The sequence below is a fragment of the Castellaniella denitrificans genome (genome assembly GCF_027214045.1).
Lineage (GTDB): Bacteria > Pseudomonadota > Gammaproteobacteria > Burkholderiales > Burkholderiaceae_B > Castellaniella > Castellaniella denitrificans_A.
Genome location: NZ_JAPWHE010000006.1, coordinates 145,760 through 164,004, shown reverse-complemented (window position 1 = coordinate 164,004; position 18,245 = coordinate 145,760). Strand labels below are relative to the sequence as shown.

Annotated in this window: 19 protein-coding genes; 13 read left to right on the top strand and 6 right to left on the bottom strand. The window is 66.9% G+C overall.

Annotated features, from left to right (window positions below; all coding sequences use genetic code 11):
* Positions 1-37 precede the first annotated feature (37 nt).
* Positions 38-967 carry a GlxA family transcriptional regulator gene (locus tag O4H32_RS10260; protein WP_269358853.1) on the top strand — a complete coding sequence of 310 codons (930 nt, stop codon included), beginning with the start codon at positions 38-40 and terminating at the stop codon, positions 965-967.
* 49 nt (positions 968-1,016) lie between these two features.
* Here the strand turns inward: O4H32_RS10260 and smpB are convergent, their stop codons facing one another.
* Positions 1,017-1,481, bottom strand: a complete 465-nt coding sequence (gene smpB, locus O4H32_RS10255; RefSeq protein ID WP_269358851.1) for an SsrA-binding protein SmpB — start codon at positions 1,479-1,481, stop codon at positions 1,017-1,019.
* Between the two features lie 69 nt (positions 1,482-1,550).
* Here smpB and O4H32_RS10250 point away from each other — a divergent pair, with 69 nt between their 5' ends.
* The 5 genes from O4H32_RS10250 to mmsB all read left to right on the top strand — a co-directional run bounded on the left by O4H32_RS10250 (position 1,551) and on the right by mmsB (position 5,785).
* Complete coding sequence (locus tag O4H32_RS10250) at positions 1,551-1,991, top strand: type II toxin-antitoxin system RatA family toxin (RefSeq protein WP_269358850.1); 441 nt, start codon at positions 1,551-1,553, stop codon at positions 1,989-1,991.
* Between the two features lie 2 nt (positions 1,992-1,993).
* Positions 1,994-2,302 (top strand): RnfH family protein, encoded by a 309-nt coding sequence (locus O4H32_RS10245; RefSeq protein ID WP_269358936.1) that lies wholly within the window; start codon positions 1,994-1,996, stop codon positions 2,300-2,302.
* A 206-nt stretch (positions 2,303-2,508) separates the two neighbouring features.
* Entirely contained in the window at positions 2,509-3,663 is a 1,155-nt protein-coding gene (locus O4H32_RS10240; RefSeq protein WP_269358848.1) for an acyl-CoA dehydrogenase family protein, read from the top strand.
* Complete coding sequence (locus O4H32_RS10235) at positions 3,660-4,820, top strand: enoyl-CoA hydratase/isomerase family protein (protein WP_269358846.1); 1,161 nt, start codon at positions 3,660-3,662, stop codon at positions 4,818-4,820. The genes O4H32_RS10240 and O4H32_RS10235 overlap by 4 nt, the downstream gene beginning before the upstream one ends.
* A gap of 71 nt (positions 4,821-4,891) precedes the next feature.
* Complete coding sequence (gene mmsB / locus O4H32_RS10230; protein ID WP_269358844.1) at positions 4,892-5,785, top strand: 3-hydroxyisobutyrate dehydrogenase; 894 nt, start codon at positions 4,892-4,894, stop codon at positions 5,783-5,785.
* 68 nt (positions 5,786-5,853) lie between these two features.
* On the opposite strand, the gene ygfZ is transcribed toward mmsB, so the two are convergent.
* Both ygfZ and O4H32_RS10220 read right to left on the bottom strand, forming a co-directional pair.
* The gene (gene ygfZ, locus O4H32_RS10225) at positions 5,854-6,771 is read right to left on the bottom strand and encodes a CAF17-like 4Fe-4S cluster assembly/insertion protein YgfZ (protein ID WP_269358842.1); all 918 of its coding nucleotides are present in this window, start codon (positions 6,769-6,771) and stop codon (positions 5,854-5,856) included.
* A gap of 131 nt (positions 6,772-6,902) precedes the next feature.
* Positions 6,903-7,667: an IclR family transcriptional regulator gene (locus O4H32_RS10220; protein ID WP_269358840.1), complete on the bottom strand. Its 765-nt coding sequence runs from the start codon at positions 7,665-7,667 to the stop codon at positions 6,903-6,905.
* A 167-nt stretch (positions 7,668-7,834) separates the two neighbouring features.
* Between O4H32_RS10220 and O4H32_RS10215 the strand changes: the two genes are divergently transcribed.
* The 4 genes from O4H32_RS10215 to O4H32_RS10200 all read left to right on the top strand — a co-directional run bounded on the left by O4H32_RS10215 (position 7,835) and on the right by O4H32_RS10200 (position 12,563).
* Positions 7,835-9,469, top strand: coding sequence for a GMC family oxidoreductase (locus tag O4H32_RS10215; RefSeq protein ID WP_269358838.1), 1,635 nt, complete (start codon positions 7,835-7,837; stop codon positions 9,467-9,469).
* 21 nt (positions 9,470-9,490) lie between these two features.
* Complete coding sequence (locus O4H32_RS10210) at positions 9,491-10,048, top strand: TRAP transporter small permease subunit (protein ID WP_269358836.1); 558 nt, start codon at positions 9,491-9,493, stop codon at positions 10,046-10,048.
* Positions 10,045-11,367, top strand: coding sequence for a TRAP transporter large permease (locus O4H32_RS10205; protein ID WP_269358834.1), 1,323 nt, complete (start codon positions 10,045-10,047; stop codon positions 11,365-11,367). The genes O4H32_RS10210 and O4H32_RS10205 overlap by 4 nt, the downstream gene beginning before the upstream one ends.
* Before the next feature lie 74 nt (positions 11,368-11,441).
* Positions 11,442-12,563 carry a TRAP transporter substrate-binding protein gene (locus O4H32_RS10200; protein WP_269358832.1) on the top strand — a complete coding sequence of 374 codons (1,122 nt, stop codon included), beginning with the start codon at positions 11,442-11,444 and terminating at the stop codon, positions 12,561-12,563.
* A 15-nt stretch (positions 12,564-12,578) separates the two neighbouring features.
* Here the strand turns inward: O4H32_RS10200 and O4H32_RS10195 are convergent, their stop codons facing one another.
* From O4H32_RS10195 to O4H32_RS10185, 3 genes are read right to left on the bottom strand one after another with little or no spacing between them, the layout of a single operon-like run.
* Entirely contained in the window at positions 12,579-13,361 is a 783-nt protein-coding gene (locus O4H32_RS10195; RefSeq protein WP_269358830.1) for a thiazole synthase, read from the bottom strand.
* A 5-nt stretch (positions 13,362-13,366) separates the two neighbouring features.
* On the bottom strand, positions 13,367-13,588 hold the full coding sequence (thiS, locus tag O4H32_RS10190) for a sulfur carrier protein ThiS (RefSeq protein WP_269358828.1): 222 nt from the start codon (positions 13,586-13,588) through the stop codon (positions 13,367-13,369).
* Positions 13,585-14,655, bottom strand: coding sequence for an FAD-dependent oxidoreductase (locus O4H32_RS10185; RefSeq protein WP_331284286.1), 1,071 nt, complete (start codon positions 14,653-14,655; stop codon positions 13,585-13,587). Before O4H32_RS10185 ends, thiS begins: the two co-directional genes overlap by 4 nt.
* 69 nt (positions 14,656-14,724) lie before the next feature.
* Here O4H32_RS10185 and O4H32_RS10180 point away from each other — a divergent pair, with 69 nt between their 5' ends.
* From O4H32_RS10180 to O4H32_RS10170, 3 genes are read left to right on the top strand one after another with little or no spacing between them, the layout of a single operon-like run.
* Complete coding sequence (locus O4H32_RS10180) at positions 14,725-15,555, top strand: IclR family transcriptional regulator (protein WP_269358826.1); 831 nt, start codon at positions 14,725-14,727, stop codon at positions 15,553-15,555.
* The gene (locus O4H32_RS10175; protein ID WP_269358824.1) at positions 15,552-16,544 is read left to right on the top strand and encodes an AAA family ATPase; all 993 of its coding nucleotides are present in this window, start codon (positions 15,552-15,554) and stop codon (positions 16,542-16,544) included. The genes O4H32_RS10180 and O4H32_RS10175 overlap by 4 nt, the downstream gene beginning before the upstream one ends.
* Positions 16,531-18,243: a cobaltochelatase CobT-related protein gene (locus tag O4H32_RS10170; protein WP_269358822.1), complete on the top strand. Its 1,713-nt coding sequence runs from the start codon at positions 16,531-16,533 to the stop codon at positions 18,241-18,243. The genes O4H32_RS10175 and O4H32_RS10170 overlap by 14 nt, the downstream gene beginning before the upstream one ends.
* Positions 18,244-18,245 lie beyond the last annotated feature (2 nt).

Sequence of the window (18,245 nt, the reverse complement as noted above, 5' to 3'; positions counted from 1 at the left end):
GACCGTTCCCAGGATCGCCGTCGTGGCCTTTGATGGAATGACGCCATTTCACCTGTCCGTGCCTTCGCTGGTCTTCGGCCTCAGATCGGGCGCGGGCGGCGGCGCCATGGGCTTCGATGTCCGCGTATGCGCCGTCGATCCGCCGCCGTTGCGGACGACGGGGGGATTCTCGATCACTCCCGAACATGACCTGACGGAACTGGAACAGGCCGATTGGGTGATCGTGCCCACCTGGCACGACGACTGCCGTCCTGCGCCGGATGTCTTGATCCGGGCTTTGCGCCTTGCCGGAGAACGCGGAGCGGGCCTGGTGGGGCTGTGTCTGGGCGCGTTCCCCCTGGCCCAGGCGGGGTTGCTGGACGGCTTGCGCGCGACGACGCACTGGGCCTACGCGGACCGGCTGGCCGAGCGCCACCCCCGCATCCGGGTCGAACGCGAGGCGTTGTATGTGGACGAGGGCCGGGTGCTGACTTCCGCCGGGGTCGCGGCCGGGCTGGACTGCTGCCTGCATCTGCTGGGCCGGCTCGGCGGGGTCGGGGCCGCCAGTCGCGCAGCCCGCAGACTGGTCGTCGCGCCGCATCGGGACGGAGGACAGGCCCAGTTCATCGAGCGGCCGATGCCCGCCAGCGCCGGCGAAGGCAGGCTGGCGCGCGTGCTGGGCTGGGCCGCCGCGCATGCGCAAGAACCGCATACCATCGACTCGCTGGCCGCACGCGCGGCCATGAGCCGGCGCAGTTTCACCCGTCATTTCCAGCAGGCCACGGGGACATCGCTGAAGCAATGGCTGCTGGCGCTGCGCCTGGCGCGGGCGCGCGAGATGCTTGAGGGGGGCGTCCTGTCGATCGATGCGGTGGCCCAGGCGGCCGGTTTCGGTTCCGCCCTGTCGTTGCGGCAGCATTTCCGCGCCCGTCTGCGGACAACGCCCACGGCCTATCGGCGGACTTTCCAGGCTGCGCGGTCTTCATGAGGGCGCGAGACGGCCGGGGCCGTCGTCAGACGCTGCGCCCCGCAGGCGATCATTCCCCCTTGCGGTTGCGGGTATCGTGCTTCATCAGCCGCTCTTTCTCGCGCGCCCAGTCCTTGTCGCGCTGGGTGTCGCGCTTGTCGTGCAGTTTCTTGCCGCGTCCCAGACCGAAATCCAGCTTGATGCGCCCGCCCTTGTAGTGCAGGTTCAACGGCACCAGGGCGTAGCCGCGCTGTTCGACCTTGCCGATCAGCTTGCTGATTTCCTGGGCGTGCAGGAGCAGCTTGCGCGTGCGGGTGGCGTTGGGATGGATGTGCGTCGAGGCCGTGGGCAAGGGGCTGACGTGCATGCCCAGGATCCACAGGGCGCCATCGCGCACGATGACGTAGGCCTCTTTGAGCTGGACGTGGCCGGCGCGGATGGCCTTGACCTCCCAGCCTTCCAGCACCAGTCCGGCCTCGAAGCGCTCCTCGATGAAGTAATCGTGGGTGGCTTTGCGATTTTCGACAATACTCATGGGGTCCGACCAAGGCGGGAACTGAAAATGTAAAATCCAAACATTCTAGCCCAACCGACCGATTTGCCGATGCCCTCGATCCAGCGCTCCGTCCTCGTCCCTTTCAGTTGCGAACAGATGTTCGATCTGGTGGCCGACGTCGGGCGCTACCCGGAATTCATGCCCTGGTGCGGCGGGGCCCAGGTGCAGTGGCGCAACGAGCAGGGCATGCAAGCCACAGTGCAGATCCATTTCGCGGGCATCCGCCAGAGCTTCACCACGCGCAACGATCACGAATATCCGCACCGGATCGTCTTCCACCTGGTGGATGGCCCGTTTTCCAGCCTGACCGGACACTGGGCCTTCCAGCCTCTGGGCGAGGATGGCTGCAAGGTGCTCTACACCATGGAATACACCTTTTCCAGCAGGACGCTCTCGGCGGTGGTGGGGCCGGTCTTCAACCGGATCGCCACCAGCTTCATCGATTCCTTCACCCAGCGCGCCCACGCGGTCTACGGGAGGGGCAATTGAAGGTGCATATCGCCTTCGCCGCACCCACGCGCCTGTGGCGGCGGACCCTGGACGTCCCAGAGGGTTCGACCGTCGGCCAGGCGCTGGCCCTGAGCGGCTTCGCGGCCGAGTTTCCCGAGTTCACGGATCATCCGCCCGCGACGGGCGTGTATGGGGAACGCTGCGACGAGCGCCGTGTCCTGCGCGAGCAAGACCGGGTCGAGCTTTACCGGCCGCTGGTCTTCGATCCCCTGGAGTCCCGGCGCCGCCGTGCGGCGCATCGGCGGGAAACGGCGCGCCGCGCCGCGCGACCGGGCGCGCCGCGCGTCTAGGATTCCGGGCCCCCCGCGGATTGTCGCGTGCGCGACAGCCGCGCCGCGGCGGCTGCGCTAAGGTGGGCGGGCCGTACGGGCGCTGCCCGACGAAGTGCTACAGTAAACCCGCGGCGCAACGGCCGGCCTTCACCCGGGCCAGGCCGCGTCGGGCGGCGCCACGAGCATGCCGCGACAGCCCCATACAAAATCCGGAGACACGCACCATGGATTTTCGCCTCACCGAGGAGCAACAGGCCTTCGCACAGGCCGCCCGCGAATTCGCCCAGGGGGAACTGGCCCCTTACGCGGCGCAGTGGGACGAAGAGCACATCTTTCCCCGCGAGGCCTTCGCCAAGGCCGGTCAGCTCGGTTTCTGCGCCATGTACGCGCCCGAATCCATCGGCGGGCTCGGACTGCCCCGCCTGGACGCCACGCTGGTGTTCGAGGAAATGGCCGCTGTCGATCCCTCCACCACGGCCTTCATCACCATCCACAACATGGCGACCTGGATGATCGGTTCCTGGGCGCAGCCCGGCGTGCGCGATCACTGGGGACCGCTGCTGGCCAGCGGTGAAAAGCTCGCATCCTACTGTCTGACCGAACCCGGCGCGGGATCGGACGCCGCTGCGCTCACCACCAGTGCCCGCCGCGAAGGGGATCACTATGTCCTGAACGGCGCCAAGGCCTTCATTTCCGGCGCGGGCGACACCGATGTCCTGGTGGTGATGGCCCGCACGGGCGGCGAGGGTGCGCGCGGCATCTCGGCCCTGGTCGTGCCGGCCGACAGCGCCGGGATCGCCTACGGCCGCAAGGAAAACAAGATGGGCTGGAACAGCCAGTCCACGCGCCCGATCACCTTCGAAAACGTCCGGGTGCCGGTGGAAAACCGCCTGGGCGAGGAAGGCGAGGGCTTCCGCTTCGCCATGAAGGGTCTGGACGGCGGACGCATCAACATCGCCACCTGCTCGGTCGGCGCCGCCCAGGGCGCCTACGAGGCCGCGCGCCGCTACATGGGCGAACGGCGCCAGTTCGGGCGCGCCCTGGCGGATTTCCAGGCCTTGCAGTTCAAGCTGGCCGACCTGCTGGCCAATATCGTCGCCTCGCGCCAGATGGTGCGGCTGGCGGCCTCCAAGCTCGACGAGGGCGACCCCCAGGCCACCGCCTATTGCGCGATGGCCAAGCGCCTGGCCACGGACCTGTGCTTCCAGTCCTGCCTGGACGCACAGCAGATCCACGGCGGCTACGGCTACCTGAAGGACTACCCGTTGGAACGGCTGGTGCGTGACACCCGTGTGCACCAGATCCTGGAAGGCACCAACGAAATCATGCGCCTGATCGTGGCGCGCCACATCCTCACCCAGGAGGCCGATCTGCGATGAGCGCGTCCGCCCTTCCCGAAGCCGCGGGCCAGGACCCGGTGCTTTTTCACGAAATCCCCGCGCGTGGCGGCCGTCGCATCGGCGTGGCCACCCTGAACAGCCCCCAGACCCTGAACGGCCTGTCCCTGCCCATGTGCCGGCTGCTGGAGGCGCGCCTGCAGGCCTGGGCGGCCGACGACGGTCTCGTCGCCGTGGTCCTGAACGGCGCGGGCGGCAAGGCCTTCTGTGCCGGCGGCGATCTGCACGCCCTGTACCGTGCCATGCTCGAGAGTCCGGCGGATGATGCCTGGGCCAACGTCACGGCCCGCGCATTTTTCGAGACCGAATATCGGCTGGACCACCGGATCCACCGCTATTCCAAGCCGGTGCTGTGCTGGGCAAGCGGCATCGTGATGGGCGGCGGCGTGGGGCTGATGCTGGGCGCCAGCCACCGCATCGTCACCGGCGCGACGCGCTTCGCCATGCCGGAGGTGACCATCGGCCTGTATCCCGATGTCGCGGGCACCTGGATGCTCAGCCGCCTGCCGCGCGGGATCGGCACTTTCCTGGCGTTCACCGGCGCGCAACTGGGCGCGGGCGATTGCCTGCATTACGGGCTGGCCGACCGGGTCTGCGACGCGGGGGGGCTGGACGCCCTGCTGGCCGCGCTGGCGGCCACGGACTGGTCGGCAGACCCTGCCGGCCACGCCGCCCAGGTGGACGTCGTGCTGGATGCCTGCCAGACACCGGAGCCCGAGCCCGGCCCGCTGCAACGCCATGCCGACGGCATCCGCCGGGCCTGCGACCGGGCCGATTTTCTTGAAATCGCCGCCGCCGTCGCCGCCTGGAAGGACGACTCCGATCCCTGGCTGGCCCGGGCGGCGGCCACCTTCCTGGCGGGATCGCCAGGCTCGGCCCGCCTCAGCCACACGCTGCTGGCGCGCGCCCGGCACCAGTCCCTGGCGGAAACCTTCCGCATGGAATTCACGGCTTCGCTGCATTGCTGCGCCGAGCCGGATTTCCGCGAAGGCATCCGCGCGCTGCTGATCGACAAGGACAAGACCCCGCGCTGGAATCCGGCCACGCGCGAACAGGCCACGGCGCAATGGGTACAGCGTTTTCTGGCCCCGCTCGGGCCGGTCGGTCGGCCTCATCCTCTGGCCGATCTGGGGCCCTGAACCGGATGACCGGACCGGTGGCCCGGGGCACATGATCATAAGAATTCCACGCATCATCACAGGAGACACGCATGAGCAGCATCATCGGATTCATCGGATTGGGCCACATGGGCGGCCCGATGGCACAGAACCTGCTGAAAGCGGGCCACAGGCTCCAGGTCTTCGATCTGGTCCCGCAGGCCGTCCAGGCCCTGGCCGGGGCGGGCGCGACGGCGGCGTCTTCCGCGGCCGAAGCCGTTGCGGGAGCCGACCTGGTCATCACCATGCTGCCGGCCAGCCGCCACGTCGAAAGCCTGTACCTGGGCGACGACGGCCTGCTCGCCTCGATCGCCCGCGGCACGCTGGTCCTGGAATGCAGCACCATCGCGCCCGAGTCGGCGCGCAAGGTCTCGGCCGCCGCCGCGCAGCGTGGCATCCGGATGATCGACGCGCCGGTGTCCGGCGGCACGGGCGGCGCCGTGGCGGGCACATTGACCTTCATCGTCGGCGGCGCGGCCGCCGATCTGGAATCGGCCCGGCCTTACCTCGAAAAAATGGGCAAGAACATCTTCCATGCGGGGGACGCGGGTGCGGGTCAGGTGGCGAAGATCTGCAACAACATGCTCCTGGGCATCCTGATGGCCGGCACGGCCGAGGCCCTGGCCCTGGGCGTGGCCAACGGCCTGGATCCCAAGACCCTGTCGGACATCATCGCCAAGAGCTCCGGGCGCAACTGGGCGACGGAACTGTACAACCCGTGGCCCGGCGTGATGGAAAACGCGCCGGCCTCCAAGGACTACGCCGGCGGTTTCGGCGTGGACCTGATGCTCAAGGACCTGGGGCTGGCGGCCGAGGCGTCCATGCAGGCCCGCGCGACCACCCCGCTGGGCGAACTGGCGCGCAATCTGTACGCGCTGCACAGCACCCAGGGGCATGGCCAGCTGGACTTCTCCAGCATCCTGAAGCTGTACCACCAGCCGCGCTGACAGCAGGGCGGGGCGGCGGGCATGCCCGCGCCCTGGCCATTGATGCACGCGCGAGCACCTGTCCGGATTCAGGCGGTTCCGGAAGGCGCGCGCAAGTCGAGGACCGGGCCGTCCGGCGCACCGACGGCATAGCGCATCGCCGGCCAGTCCGCCAGGGTGATTTCGGCCGTCACGTGCAGCAGACCCCGATGGACGGCCGACTCGATCACGCGGCCAGTGGGCCGGCCCGCCTGATCCCCCGCGGGGTACAGATCGGATGCCGGGGACGGGGCGGGGGTGTCCTGCGACCAGGCCACAGTGCCGTAGGCCATGCGGCGCTTGACCGTCCCCCGATAGTGGCTGCGGGCGATGACTTCCTGGCCCGGATAGCAGCCCTTGGCGAAATCGATGGTGCCGTTCAGATCCATGTCCAGGGAAGCCGGCAGGAACAGATCCTGGGATGCCGCCTGGATCCAGGGCCAGCCGCCAGCCAGCCTCAGGGCGGTCCAGGCGTCGTCTTCGGCGGCGTCGGCCCCGGTCGGCGCCGCATCCGCGAAGCGCCAGGCGGCCGGCCGATCCTCTCGGGACATGGGGGCCACGATCCAGTCCGCACCTCCGATCGAGGCGCGGGACCAGGCTGGCGCCCGGTGCAGCGGGGCCGGCACGGCGCCGGCGCCCCACACACCCCAGACCCGGGGCGCTTCATCCAGGCCGATCGTGACCCGCGCGCGCAGCACGAACATGCGCAGCCGCTTGATCAGCCCCTCCGCCACGTCCCGCGACACCATCCACACGAGACCGTCGTTTCCCATCCGCCAGACCACGCCGTTCGCCAGCAGGCGGCCCTGGGGCATGCAGTAGGCGGCCGGCGCCGCCTGGCCGTCACCCAGGGCAGTGACGCCGTGCGTCAGTTGCCCGTGCAGGAACGAAGGAGCGTCGGGCCCCTGGATGCGTAACAGCGCGCAGCCGGGCAGGGGTTGAAAACCGTTGGTCGCAAGGCCTTCCATGGTGAATCCGTGAATATGCATGGTTCAAACAATCGGACAGCGCCCATGATAGCGCGGGTGCGAGTCGGGCCGGCGAGAGGACCGGTTGGCGGAAAGGACAAAGGGGATGATGGCCTTGCGGAGGGCGATGGCTAATCGCCCGCCAGGATCAGACCCAGTTCGTTCGCAGTCCGGTGCATGAAATGGGCCTTCTCCATCAGATCCTTGAGTGATGCCTGGGCGGTCGGCGCATGGCAGGCCAGGGCCGCGATCATCTTGCCGTCGCGATCCCTGATCGGGACTGCGACGGCCACCATCCCGACGATGAATTCCTCGTCGTCGATGCCGATCTCTTGTTCCCGGATCGGCCTGAGCGCCGATACCAGCGCCTCGGGCCGGGTGATCGTCTTGGGCGTCATCCGCGTCAGTTCCATTCTGTCCAGCAGGGCGCGTTGTTCCGCCGGACGCATGAAGGCCAGGAACAGCTTGCCGCTGGCGGTGCAATGCAGCGGTACGTGGGAGCCGATGTCCATGTGCAGTTGCAGGCGCAAATGACCGGGGCTCTCCACCCGGGCCAGGTATTGCACGGCATCGCCCGACAGCGTGTTCAGGTTGCACGTTTCACCCGTGATCTCGACGAGCCGGCTCAGCGCCGCGCGGCACGCTCGCAGCAGTTGGGGGGCACGCAGGATGGACAAGCCCAGTTCGTGCGTCCGCGAGCCGGTCACGTATCCCCTCCGGCCGGGCAGCCGGGTGACATAGGAGGCCCGCTCCAGGTCGTTGAGCACGCGCAACAGGCTGGATTTCGGCAGGCCGGTTCGCTGGGCCAATTGCGCCAGCGTCTGAGGAAGGGAGGCGACCGACAGGTTTTCCAGGATCCGCAGCGCGCGCAGGGCACGATCGGCGAGTTCGTTCATCGTGAAAGACCCCGATGAGCCAATGGTAAATGGAACCATGATGACACATTCCGTGCCACGGGTGGAATTCATAGTATTAACCCCGTGGTGAGACGCGGCGAGCCCCAGTCACACTGGCCGAAAAAGAAACGATCATCGCCCGGTCAGCGCAAAGGAGACGCCATCCCATGAACCAGGCTGTGGACTACATCATCGTGGGCGCGGGCTCGGCCGGTTGCGTTCTGGCCAACCGGTTGAGCGAGAACGGCAAGCACAGCGTCTGCCTGCTCGAGGCCGGCCCGCCGGATTCCAATCTCTGGATCCACATTCCGATCGGCTACGGCCGGACCATGTTCGACAAGCACGTCAACTGGGGTTTCTATACCGATCCCGAGCCCAACATGCTGGGGCGCCGGATCTACTGGCCACGCGGCAAGACGCTGGGCGGCAGCAGTTCGATCAACGGCCTGATCTACATCCGCGGGCAAAGACAGGACTACGATCACTGGGCCGAGCTCGGCAATCCGGGCTGGGGCTGGGACGACTGCCTGCCGTATTTCCGCAAGCTGGAGCATAACGATCTGGGGCCCGGTCCCACGCGCGGCACGGACGGTCCGCTGTATGCGTCCTCCATTCGCGCCAGGCATGAACTGGTCGAGGCCTTCATCCAGTCGGCCGAGGCGAATGGCATTCCCAGAACAGACGATTTCAACACAGGCGATCAGGAAGGGGTCGGTTATTACCAGCTCACCACACATGGCGGATGGCGCTGCTCGTCGGCGGTGGCGTACCTCAAGCCCGCGCGCGGCCGGTCCAACCTGGAGGTCATCACCCGCGCGCAGGCGACCCGGGTCGTGCTCCAGAACCGGCGCGCCACGGCGGTGGAATATCGCGTCGGCGGCCAGATGCGGACGCTGCGTGCCAACCGGGAGGTCATCCTGTGCGCGGGCGCCTTGCTGTCACCCCAGTTGCTCCAGCTCTCCGGCCTCGGTCCGGCGGACCTGCTGCGGCGCCACGGCGCACCGGTCGTCCTGGATCTGCCCGGTGTCGGCGAAAACCTACAGGATCACCTGCAGTTGCGCCTGATCTACGAGGTCTCGAAGCCGATCACCAACAACGATCAGTTGCGCAGCCTTTGGGGCCGGGCCAGGATGGGACTGCAGTGGCTGCTGTTCCGCAGCGGTCCACTGGCCATCGGCATCAACCAGGGCGCACTGTTCTGCCGGGCACTGCCGGAATCCGACCGGCCCGACGTTCAGTTCCACCTGGGCACTTTGTCCGCCGATCTGGCCGGTGCGCGTGTGCACGATTTTTCCGGCTGCACCTACTCTGTCTGCCAATTGCGTCCCGAGTCCCGCGGACATGTGAGGATACAGTCGCCCGATCCGCTCCAGCCGCCGTCGATGCGGCCCAACTATCTGGATGCCGAACTCGACCGGCGCACGGCCATCGCGGCGGTGCGGCTCGCCCGCCGCATCGCCGACACGGAGCCCATGAAGCCGCTGATGAAGCGCGAGTACAGGCCGGGACCTGACGCTCGCAGCGACGACGAGATCCTGCACTTCTGCCGGGAGCATGGCGCGACCATTTTTCATCCCACCGGCACAGCCAGAATGGGCGTTCGCACCGACCCCATGGCGGTCGTCGACCACCACATGAAAGTCCATGGCGTCGACGGGCTGCGGGTAGTGGATGGTTCGGTCATGCCCACCCTGGTATCTGGCAATACGAACGTCCCCATCATCATGATGGCCGAACGCGCCGCGGAGTTCATCCTGACCGATGCCGGCCGGGCACCGGTTCCACAAGAAGTGGCGCACTGACCGCAAGGAGCCCGGAATCCCATGGACAACGCTCGAAAACCTTCCCCCGGATTGCGCAGGCTGCTGGCGGTGCTGGAATATCCATCGCGGCTGATCGGCAAGCTGGCGGCCTGGCTGATTCTGCCCCTGACGGGCGCGCTGGTCTACGAGGTCACATCCCGCTACCTCTTCAACAAACCCACCATCTGGGCGTATGACATGACCTATATGCTCTCCAGCGCGGTGTTCATGCTGGGCGCGGCCTATGCCTTGCAAAAAGGCAGCCACGTCCGGGCGGATTTCCTGCTCGCCCTGCTCAAGCCGCGCTGGCAGGCCTTGCTGGATGCCGTGATGTACGTCGTGCTGTATTTCCCGGCCATGGGACTGTTCTTCATGGTCAGTCTGCGCTTCGCCGGCCAGTCATGGGCGCAGCACGAGCTTTACCCGCAGAGCCCTTGGATGCCGCCGATCTATCCGCTCAAGGCGGTGATTCCCCTCACGATCCTGCTGCTGTTGCTGCAAGGCGTGGCCGAACTGATCAAGGCCTGCTGGGTCATCCGGCACAACGTGCCGTTCCAGAACGAGGAATCCCAATCATGAGCAATCCCGTCCTCGGCCTCGTGTCCCTGCTGGTCGCCGTGGTGGGCGTGCTCACCGGGTTTCCGATGGCCTTCGTGTTCATTTTCGTGGCCCTGCTGTTCGGCTTCCTGGCCATCGGCCAGCAAGTCTTCAACCTGCTGACCTATCAGTTCTTCTCGCTGATGACCAGCGTCGAGCTGGCCGCCATTCCCCTGTTCCTGTTCATGGGCTACGTTCTGGACCAGTCGGGCCTGATGGACCGGATGTTCCGCGCCCTGCAGATCATGCTGGGGAAATACAAGGGTTCGCTCTATGTCATCGTCCTGGCGACGGCCACGCTGTTTGCGGCGGCCACCGGCATCGTCGGCGCGTCGGTGACCGTCCTGGGCGTCATGGCCGCTCCCATGCTGATTCGCAGCGGATACGACACCCGCCTGTCGGCTGGCGTGATCGCGGCGGGTGGTACGCTCGGCATCCTGATTCCTCCCAGCGTGATGCTGATCGTCCTGGGACCGCTGGTCGGCATTCCCGTGTCCACCCTGTTCGCCGCCGCGGTGGTTCCGGGCCTGATGCTCTCGGGCGCCTATCTCATCTACACCGTCATCCGCTGTCAGATCAATCCCAGGCTGGGGCCGCCGATTCCATACGATGGGCCGCCGCTCTCCCTGCTCGACAAACTGCGCGAACTGTTCGTCGGCGTGATCCCCATCACGGTCGTCATCCTGTCCACCCTGGGACTCATCGTCGGCGGCGTGACCACACCGACCGACGCGGCGGCGACGGGCGCGTTCGCATCGCTGGCGCTGACCGCCATCTACCGGCGCCTGAGCTGGAAAGCGCTGCGCATCGCCGTCATCAGGACGATGGAAGTCAGCGCTTTCATCATGTTCCTGATCGGCGCGGCCAATTTTTTCGGCGCGGTCTTCGCCCGCCTGGGCAGTGGCCGGCTGATCACCGAGATTCTCACATCCCTGCCGGTCTCGCCGCTGATCATGCTGCTGTTGATGCTTTTCCTGATCTTCCTGCTGGGCGGTCCGCTGGAATGGATCCCCATCGTTCTGGTGGTCGTCCCCATCCTGCTGCCGGTTGCCCGCAGCCTGGACTTCGACATCCTCTGGTTCAGCATCCTGGTCGCCGTCACCCTGCAGACTTCCTGGTTGACGCCGCCCCTGGCGTTGTCCTCGTACTTCCTCAAGGGGGTCGTGCCGCAATGGCGCATGAAGGATATCTACCTGGGCATGATCCAGTTCGTCGGCCTGCAGGCGCTGGTCGTGCTGATCCTCATCAAGTTCCCGATCCTGGTCCATTGGCTGCCGCAAATCACGGGGCTGGCGGATTGACGCAGCCATTCTTACGGAGGGTGAGCCATGGCGTGACCTAGCTTGTCGAATCGGTTTGACTCAAGGAGACCAACATGATCCGTTTTTTCAAATCCAGGTTTGCCGGCATCCTGTGTCTTTCGGCGGGACTGCTGACATGCGCCCCCGCCCTGACACAGGCGGCCGATCAAAAAGTCTATCAATTTTCCATCCAGACGGCGGTACCGAACGCCAGCCTGTACTTCAAACTGCTGGAGCAGTTTTCCAAACAGGTCGATCTGATGTCCGGCGGGCGGTTGAAGGTTGAAGTGCTGGCTGCCGGCGCCGTGGTGGGGCCCTTCGAAATCCTGGACGCGGTCAGCAACGACGTGGTCAAGGCCGGCTACGTCTGGCCCAATTATTTCTCGGGCAAGAATTCCGCGTTCGTGCTGTTCTCGAACGCGCCGGCCAGCACCGGCCTGGACCAGACCAGCATGGTCGCGTGGTACTACAAGGGGGGCGGGGAGCAACTCTACAAGGAACTCCTGGAAGACGTGATGCACTACAACGTCAAGGCCTTTCTGATGCAGCCCATGGGGCCCGATCCCCTGGGCTGGTTCAAGAAACCGATCAAGGACGTGGAGGAATTCAAGCGCTTCAAGTACCGCTCGCCCCCGGGCATCCCGGGCGAGACCTACCAGGCCATGGGCATTGCGGCGGTGGGCGTGCCGGGCGGCGATATCGTGCCTTCGGCGCAAAGAGGGGTGATCGACGCGGCGGAATGGATCGGTCCCGCGGACGACCGCAACCTGGGCCTGCAGAAGATCTGGAAATACTACTACCTGCAGGGACTGCATCAGCAAACCGACATCGGGCAGATTTTCATCAACGGGGACTTCTGGAAGTCGCTGCCCGACGACTTGAAGGAAATCATCCGGGTCGCCGCCAAAGCCAACATCGCCGATACCCTGGATGCCAACGTGTATGACAATTCCGTGGCGCTGCACGAGTTCATGGACAAGGAAGGCGTGAAGGTGCTGGACACGCCCCCGGATTACTACACGCGCTTCATCGAGGAGGAAAGAAAGGTCACGGCGAAGTATGCTGCGGCCAATCCGTTCTTCAAGAAGGTGCTGGATTCCCAGAGCGATTTCGCGAAAATGGTCTTTCCATACCGGTCGCGCATCCTGACTCTGTACGACAGCATGGTCAAGACGGCCAACGAACAGCGCCAGTGATGGCCACCGCCGGTCTCAGCCCAGCACGAAGGGACGCCCCGAGACCGGCGTCGTGGCGATTGCCATGTCCTGTTCCGCCATGATGCCGGCTTCCCAGGCCAGCCGTCCGGCCTGGATCGCCCACTTGAAGGCCTCGGCCATGCGCACCGGATCCAGGGCGCGGGAGACGGCCGAATTCAGCAGCACCGCGTCGAAGCCGAGCTCCATGGCCTGAGTCGCGTCCATGGGCGAACCGATGCCGGCGTCCACGATCAAGGGGGTGTCCGGCAGACGCTCGCGCAGCGTGCGCAGTGCGGAGGGATTGAGCAGCCCCTGGCCCGAGCCGATGGGCGCTCCCCAGGGCATCAGCGCCACACAGCCCTCGTCCAGCAGGCGCCGGCAGACGACCAGGTCGTCCGTGCAATAGGGAAAGACCTGAAAGCCGTCGCGCGCCAGCGTCCGGGCAGCCGAGACCAGCTCGAAGACGTCCGGCTGCAGCGTGTGATCGTCCCCGATCACTTCCAGTTTGATCCAGGATGTGCCGAAGAGCTCCCGTGCCATGCGGGCCAACGCGACCGCCTCGGCCGCCGTGCCGCAGCCCGCCGTGTTCGGCAGCAACTGGCATCCCAGCTCCCGCAGCATCGAGAAAAAAGGTTGTCCGTCCGAGGCGCCGGCCGCCGCCTGGCGTTTGAGGCCGACCGTGACGACCCGCGCGCCGGAGGCGCGCACGGCGTCCAGCATGACCTGTGGGGAAGGGTAGGCGGCCGTTCCCAGGAAGAAGCGGCTGTCGAGCTCCCGATCGGCGATTGTCCAGCTCATGGCGCTCAGCCTCCGACGATGGGGGTAAATGTGGTGATGTGGTCTCCAGCCGTCACCCGGGTCCGTTCCCGTTGGGGGCGGGCGACATGGTCGCCGTTGAGCGCGGTGGCCAGTGGCGCGTCTTCCTGCGCGCCGCCGGGCGTCAGCAGCGCCAGCGCCTGCCGCAGGGTCGATCCCTCGGGCACGTCGCGAGGCTCGCCATTGAAATAGATCGGAATTGTGTTCATGCTGAGGAGACTCCTGAAGAAGAGACGAGTATGCCGGCCTGGACGATCGCGCGCGCGGTCATGGCCGGCGCGATCATCCAGCCATGGCGGAACAGGCCGTTGATGCGCGTCAGGCGGGCGGATTGTTCGATCAGGGGCAGGTTGTCGCGCAGCGCCGGCCGCAGATTGGTCTCCGCGCGCACGATGCGCGCTTCGGCCAGTCCCGGCAGCACGCTGTGCGCGGCGGCCAGCAGTTCGACGGTGGAACGCAGCGACACGGGGGAACGGTCTTCGCTTTCGATTTCGCTTGCGCCAATGACGAAATGATGATCGCGGCGCGGCACGATGTAGACGCGGTGCCGCGGGTGCAACAGACGCACGGGCCTGGCCAGCCGGACGCCCGGCGCCCGCACCAGGAAAATTTCGCCGCGCACACCGCGCACATCCGAGCAGCCGGCGGCGGGGCTTTTCGCGGGACGCTGCCCCAGGCCGCGGGCGTCGAATACGTGGTCGAAGACGTGCCGCCGCCCGCCGACCGTCAGGAAGCCTTCGCCCACATCTTGAACCGGCTGGTTCCAGCGCCAGTCGGCCGTCTTCGCGCTTTCGTACAATGCCGGCATGAGCTGTGTCGGATCGATGGCGCCCTCGTGGGGCAGGAACCAGGCCAGGGAAGGGCCGTGGATGTCCGGTTCCAGCTCGCCCAGGGATGTGACGGCCAGCGGCCGGGGCCGGTGGGCTTCGGGCGCCTTGCGCTCGATCTGGTCCACCAGGCGTCGCGCGGCGCCGCCGTCGCCGCGATGCGCCAGCAGCAGGCTGCCCCGGCGGTCGAAATCGGGGGCGCCAGGCAGCGCCGGCACGATTTCCGACCACATGTCGATCGAGTCCAGGCCGTCCTGGAAGACCTGGAGATCGGCGCATTCGAGTTCGGCGGACGGCGAGAGCATGCCTGCCGCCGTCCATCCGGCCGCGCCCCTGGACAGCGGACCGTCCGCCGGATCGAAGAGGGTGACCCGATGGCCGGCGCGGACCAGCCTCCAGGCCAGCAGCCGCCCGAGCACGCCCGCGCCCGCGATTCCAATATGCATCATAAGCCTAGCTAAAAATTCTAAAATCGGTACAATAAGTTCCTGTTATTGAAATATAAGACTTAGAATCTCATGCGTCCAGTCGAACTTGCCCCCCCGCCGACCAAACTGGATGGCGATACCCCCGCCATCCGCCTGTTCGCGCTCCTGGAAGTGATCGCAGAAAAGGATCAGTACTTCTCGCTCCAGAGCCTGGTCGAGGAACTGGGGCTGCCCAAGCCCACGCTGCACCGCATGCTGCAACAGCTCGACAGTGCCGGCATGATCCAGCGCGACGGCGACGGGCGCCATTACAGCACCGGCGTGCGCCTGCGGCGGATCGCCGAAAACCTGTTGCTGAACAACACTGTCCACGGTGCCCGCCGCAACGTGCTGCGGACGCTGGTGTCCGAGGTGGGCGAAAGCTGCAACATCACCAGTTGCGCCGGCAGCGAGGTCCTGTACCTGGACCGCGTGGAAACGCCGGCGCCCCTGCGCTTTTATCTGCATCCGGGGTCGCGTGTGCCCCTGCATTGCTCCGCCAGCGGCAAGCTCTTCCTGACGCAGATGACGGCCTCGCAGCGCAAGCGCCTGCTGGTGCCGGGCACGCTGGAAAAGTACACGGAAAAAACGATCACCGACCCCCAGGCGCTGGAGATCGAGCTGCGGCGGGCCGCCGAGGACGGTTACGCCCTGGACGATGAGGAGTTCCTGCCCGGACTGACCTGCGTCGCCATGCTGGTGCCGGTGCCGTCGGGCAAGTCCAACCTGGGCATCGCCATCCAGGCGCCGACGATCCGGTTCCAGACGACGCGCATCGAGTCCTGCCTGCCCGCGTTGCGCCGCGCCGCGCAGGCACTGGCGGACATCGAGGCCGGCAGCTATCCCGAGCGTACCGCCGCCCGGCAGCGGGCCGCATCATGAAACGCCTGGTTGACACGGACCTGGGCACGACGCGCCTGTCCGTGCGCGACGGCTTCGGCCTGGACAGCGATCTTGAGGTCATGGCGTTCGCCGAACCCGGCGAGCATGTGCCCGAAATCGATCCGGGCTACCGTTTCGACCCGGACACGACCCTGGCAATCCTGGCGGGCTTTTCGTGCAACCGGCGCGTCCTGATCCAGGGCATGCACGGTACGGGCAAATCCACACACATCGAGCAGGTCGCGGCCCGTCTGAACTGGCCCTGCGTCCGGGTCAACCTGGACGGCCACATCAGCCGCCTGGATCTGGTCGGACGCGACGCCATCGTGCTGCGCGATGGCCGCCAGGTCACCGAATTCAAAGAAGGCATCCTGCCCTGGGCGCTGCAGCGGCCCATGGCGCTGGTGCTCGATGAATACGATGCCGGCCGGCCGGAGGTCATGTTCGTCCTGCAGCGCATCCTGGAGCGCGACGGCCATTTCACCCTGCTGGACCAAAACCGCGTCATCGCGCCGCACTCGGGCTTCCGCCTGTTCGCCACCGCCAACAGCGTAGGCCTGGGCGACAATAGCGGTTTGTACTACGGCGTCCAGCGCCTCAATCACGCGCAACTGGACCGCTGGAACATCGTCGCCACCCTGAACTATCTCAGCCCCGAGGCGGAAGTCGAAATCGTCTCCATGCAGGTCCCCGAATTGAATCACCCTGAAGGCCGTCGCCTGATCGCCGCCATGGTCGAAGTCGCCTCGCTGACACGCGCCGGCTTCCAGAGCGGCGACCTGTCCACGCTGATGTCGCCGCGCACTTTGATCTCCTGGGCCGAAAACCTGCGGATATTCCAGTCGCCCGCGCGCGCTTTCCGCTACGCGTTCCTGAACAAATGCGACGCTTCGGAGCAGGATGTCGTGGCGGAATACTTTCAGCGCTGCTTCGACACGGAGCTGGGGGCGGCCGCCGCCGGCCCGCTGCCCGGGCATGACGGCGCCTGACGCCCGTGACTGGACCCGCCGTCACGCGCTCGAAGCCCGGACGGCCGCGACGGTCCGGGCGCTGTCCCGGCAGCCGCGGGTGCACTTCGAAGCGGGCCGGCCCTGGAACGGCGACATGCCTTTGCCGGCCGGCGCTCCTCATCTGCAGACGCAACCGGGGCTGGACGATCCGCCGGCCTACCGGGCGCTGGCCGACGCGCTGGCCCTGCGCCTGCTGCAATCGGACGCGCGCCTGCATCAGGACCGGATTCCCTCGCGGGATCCGGTCGCCGCGCTGATCTTCGAATGGCTGGAGCAGTGGCGCGTGGAGGCCCTGGCACCCGAGCGCTGGCCAGGCATGCGCGTCAACCTGCGCCGCCGCTTCGAGCAATGGCTGTTCCTGTTCCAGGGATCCGGTCTGGACGAAACCCGTACGGGCCAGCATCTGCTCTGCCTCGCCCTGATGGCCCGAAGCCGGCTGTTCGACGAGCCGATCCCGGAACCCCAGGCGGATCTGATCGAATCCGCCCGCTACCGGATGGGCACCGTGCTGGGCGGGCCGCTGGCGCGGCTGCGCCAGCTGCGTGCGGACCAGGCTGCCTACGCTCCCGAGGCGGCAGCCTTGGCGATGACGCTGGCCCGGTACTTCCAGGATCTGATCGGCAAGGAAACGGCACGCCCGCCCAGGCGGCATCTGGATTTTTCCATCGCCCTGCCGGTGCCGGAAGGCGATGAGGGCGAGGCGGCCGGCCTGGCGGCGGGCGGTTCGTCCGCCGACGAGGCGGCCGGTTCCGGCTATGCCGTCTGGACCCGTCGCCATGACCGGGGCGTCGAGGCCGCCAGCCTGGTGCGTCCGGCCTTGTTGCTGGACTACCGCCGCCGCCTCGATGAGGAAGTCGCCCGGCTGCCCTGGTCGCTGTCCCGCCTGGCGCAGACTGTGCGGCGGATGCTGTGCGAGCCCCGGCCCTCGGGCCGCCTGTTCGGCCAGGACGAGGGTCTGATCGATGGGCGCCGTCTGGCGCAACTGATCGGTTCGCCTGACGACCATCGCGTGTTTTTCCGCGAGCGTGTCGAGCCTGCCGCGCAGGCCCGGATTGCGCTGTTGCTGGACTGCTCCGGATCGATGCGGCACCATGGCCCGCGCCTGGCGTTGCTGATGGATCTGCTCGCGCGCGTGTTCGGGCGCGCCGATGTGCCGTTCGAGCTGCTGGGCTTCACCACCGGCGCCTGGAACGGCGGCCGGCCGGCCCGGGAATGGCAGGCGGCACGCGACCGGCCCAGGCACCCGGGCCGGCTCAACGAATTGCAGCATCTGGTCTTCTGGTCGCGGGACATGTCGCGCCGGCAGGGCCGGCTGGGCCTGACGGCCGCGATGAAGCCGGAACTGTTCCGCGAAGGCATCGACGGCGAAGCCGTGCAATGGGCGTGCGAACGCCTGCTGGCCCAGCGGGACGAGGGGCGCAGGATTCTGTGGGTCGTATCCGATGGCGGTCCGATGGACAGCGCCACCGCCCTGGCCAATCCGCCCGGATTCCTCGACGCGCATCTGCGCCGGGTGGTGCGCCATTACACGCGCGAACGCGGGGTCGAGATCCTGGCGATCGGCGTGAACCAGGATCTGAGCGGCTATTACCCGCATTCGATCGGGCTGGACCTCGATGGCGGGGTGACCATGCAGGCGTTGCAGGCGCTGATCCGGACGCTCGCGCCGCGCCGATAGCG

Excerpts from the sequence above, each read along its gene's own strand:
- O4H32_RS10195 (WP_269358830.1), bottom strand. The coding sequence starts at position 13,361 with ATGAGCTGGACAATCGCCGATCGGGAGCTCGACAGCCGCTTCTTCCTG.
- O4H32_RS10235 (WP_269358846.1), top strand. The coding sequence starts at position 3,660 with ATGAGCGCGTCCGCCCTTCCCGAAGCCGCGGGCCAGGACCCGGTGCTT.
- mmsB (WP_269358844.1), top strand. The coding sequence starts at position 4,892 with ATGAGCAGCATCATCGGATTCATCGGATTGGGCCACATGGGCGGCCCG.
- O4H32_RS10175 (WP_269358824.1), top strand. The coding sequence starts at position 15,552 with ATGAAACGCCTGGTTGACACGGACCTGGGCACGACGCGCCTGTCCGTG.
- O4H32_RS10240 (WP_269358848.1), top strand. The coding sequence starts at position 2,509 with ATGGATTTTCGCCTCACCGAGGAGCAACAGGCCTTCGCACAGGCCGCC.
- O4H32_RS10210 (WP_269358836.1), top strand. The coding sequence starts at position 9,491 with ATGGACAACGCTCGAAAACCTTCCCCCGGATTGCGCAGGCTGCTGGCG.
- O4H32_RS10170 (WP_269358822.1), top strand. The coding sequence starts at position 16,531 with ATGACGGCGCCTGACGCCCGTGACTGGACCCGCCGTCACGCGCTCGAA.
- O4H32_RS10250 (WP_269358850.1), top strand. The coding sequence starts at position 1,551 with ATGCCCTCGATCCAGCGCTCCGTCCTCGTCCCTTTCAGTTGCGAACAG.
- thiS (WP_269358828.1), bottom strand. The coding sequence starts at position 13,588 with ATGAACACAATTCCGATCTATTTCAATGGCGAGCCTCGCGACGTGCCC.
- O4H32_RS10180 (WP_269358826.1), top strand. The coding sequence starts at position 14,725 with ATGCGTCCAGTCGAACTTGCCCCCCCGCCGACCAAACTGGATGGCGAT.
- O4H32_RS10215 (WP_269358838.1), top strand. The coding sequence starts at position 7,835 with ATGAACCAGGCTGTGGACTACATCATCGTGGGCGCGGGCTCGGCCGGT.
- smpB (WP_269358851.1), bottom strand. The coding sequence starts at position 1,481 with ATGAGTATTGTCGAAAATCGCAAAGCCACCCACGATTACTTCATCGAG.
- O4H32_RS10205 (WP_269358834.1), top strand. The coding sequence starts at position 10,045 with ATGAGCAATCCCGTCCTCGGCCTCGTGTCCCTGCTGGTCGCCGTGGTG.
- O4H32_RS10185 (WP_331284286.1), bottom strand. The coding sequence starts at position 14,655 with ATGATGCATATTGGAATCGCGGGCGCGGGCGTGCTCGGGCGGCTGCTG.
- ygfZ (WP_269358842.1), bottom strand. The coding sequence starts at position 6,771 with ATGGAAGGCCTTGCGACCAACGGTTTTCAACCCCTGCCCGGCTGCGCG.
- O4H32_RS10220 (WP_269358840.1), bottom strand. The coding sequence starts at position 7,667 with ATGAACGAACTCGCCGATCGTGCCCTGCGCGCGCTGCGGATCCTGGAA.
- O4H32_RS10260 (WP_269358853.1), top strand. The coding sequence starts at position 38 with ATGACGCCATTTCACCTGTCCGTGCCTTCGCTGGTCTTCGGCCTCAGA.
- O4H32_RS10200 (WP_269358832.1), top strand. The coding sequence starts at position 11,442 with ATGATCCGTTTTTTCAAATCCAGGTTTGCCGGCATCCTGTGTCTTTCG.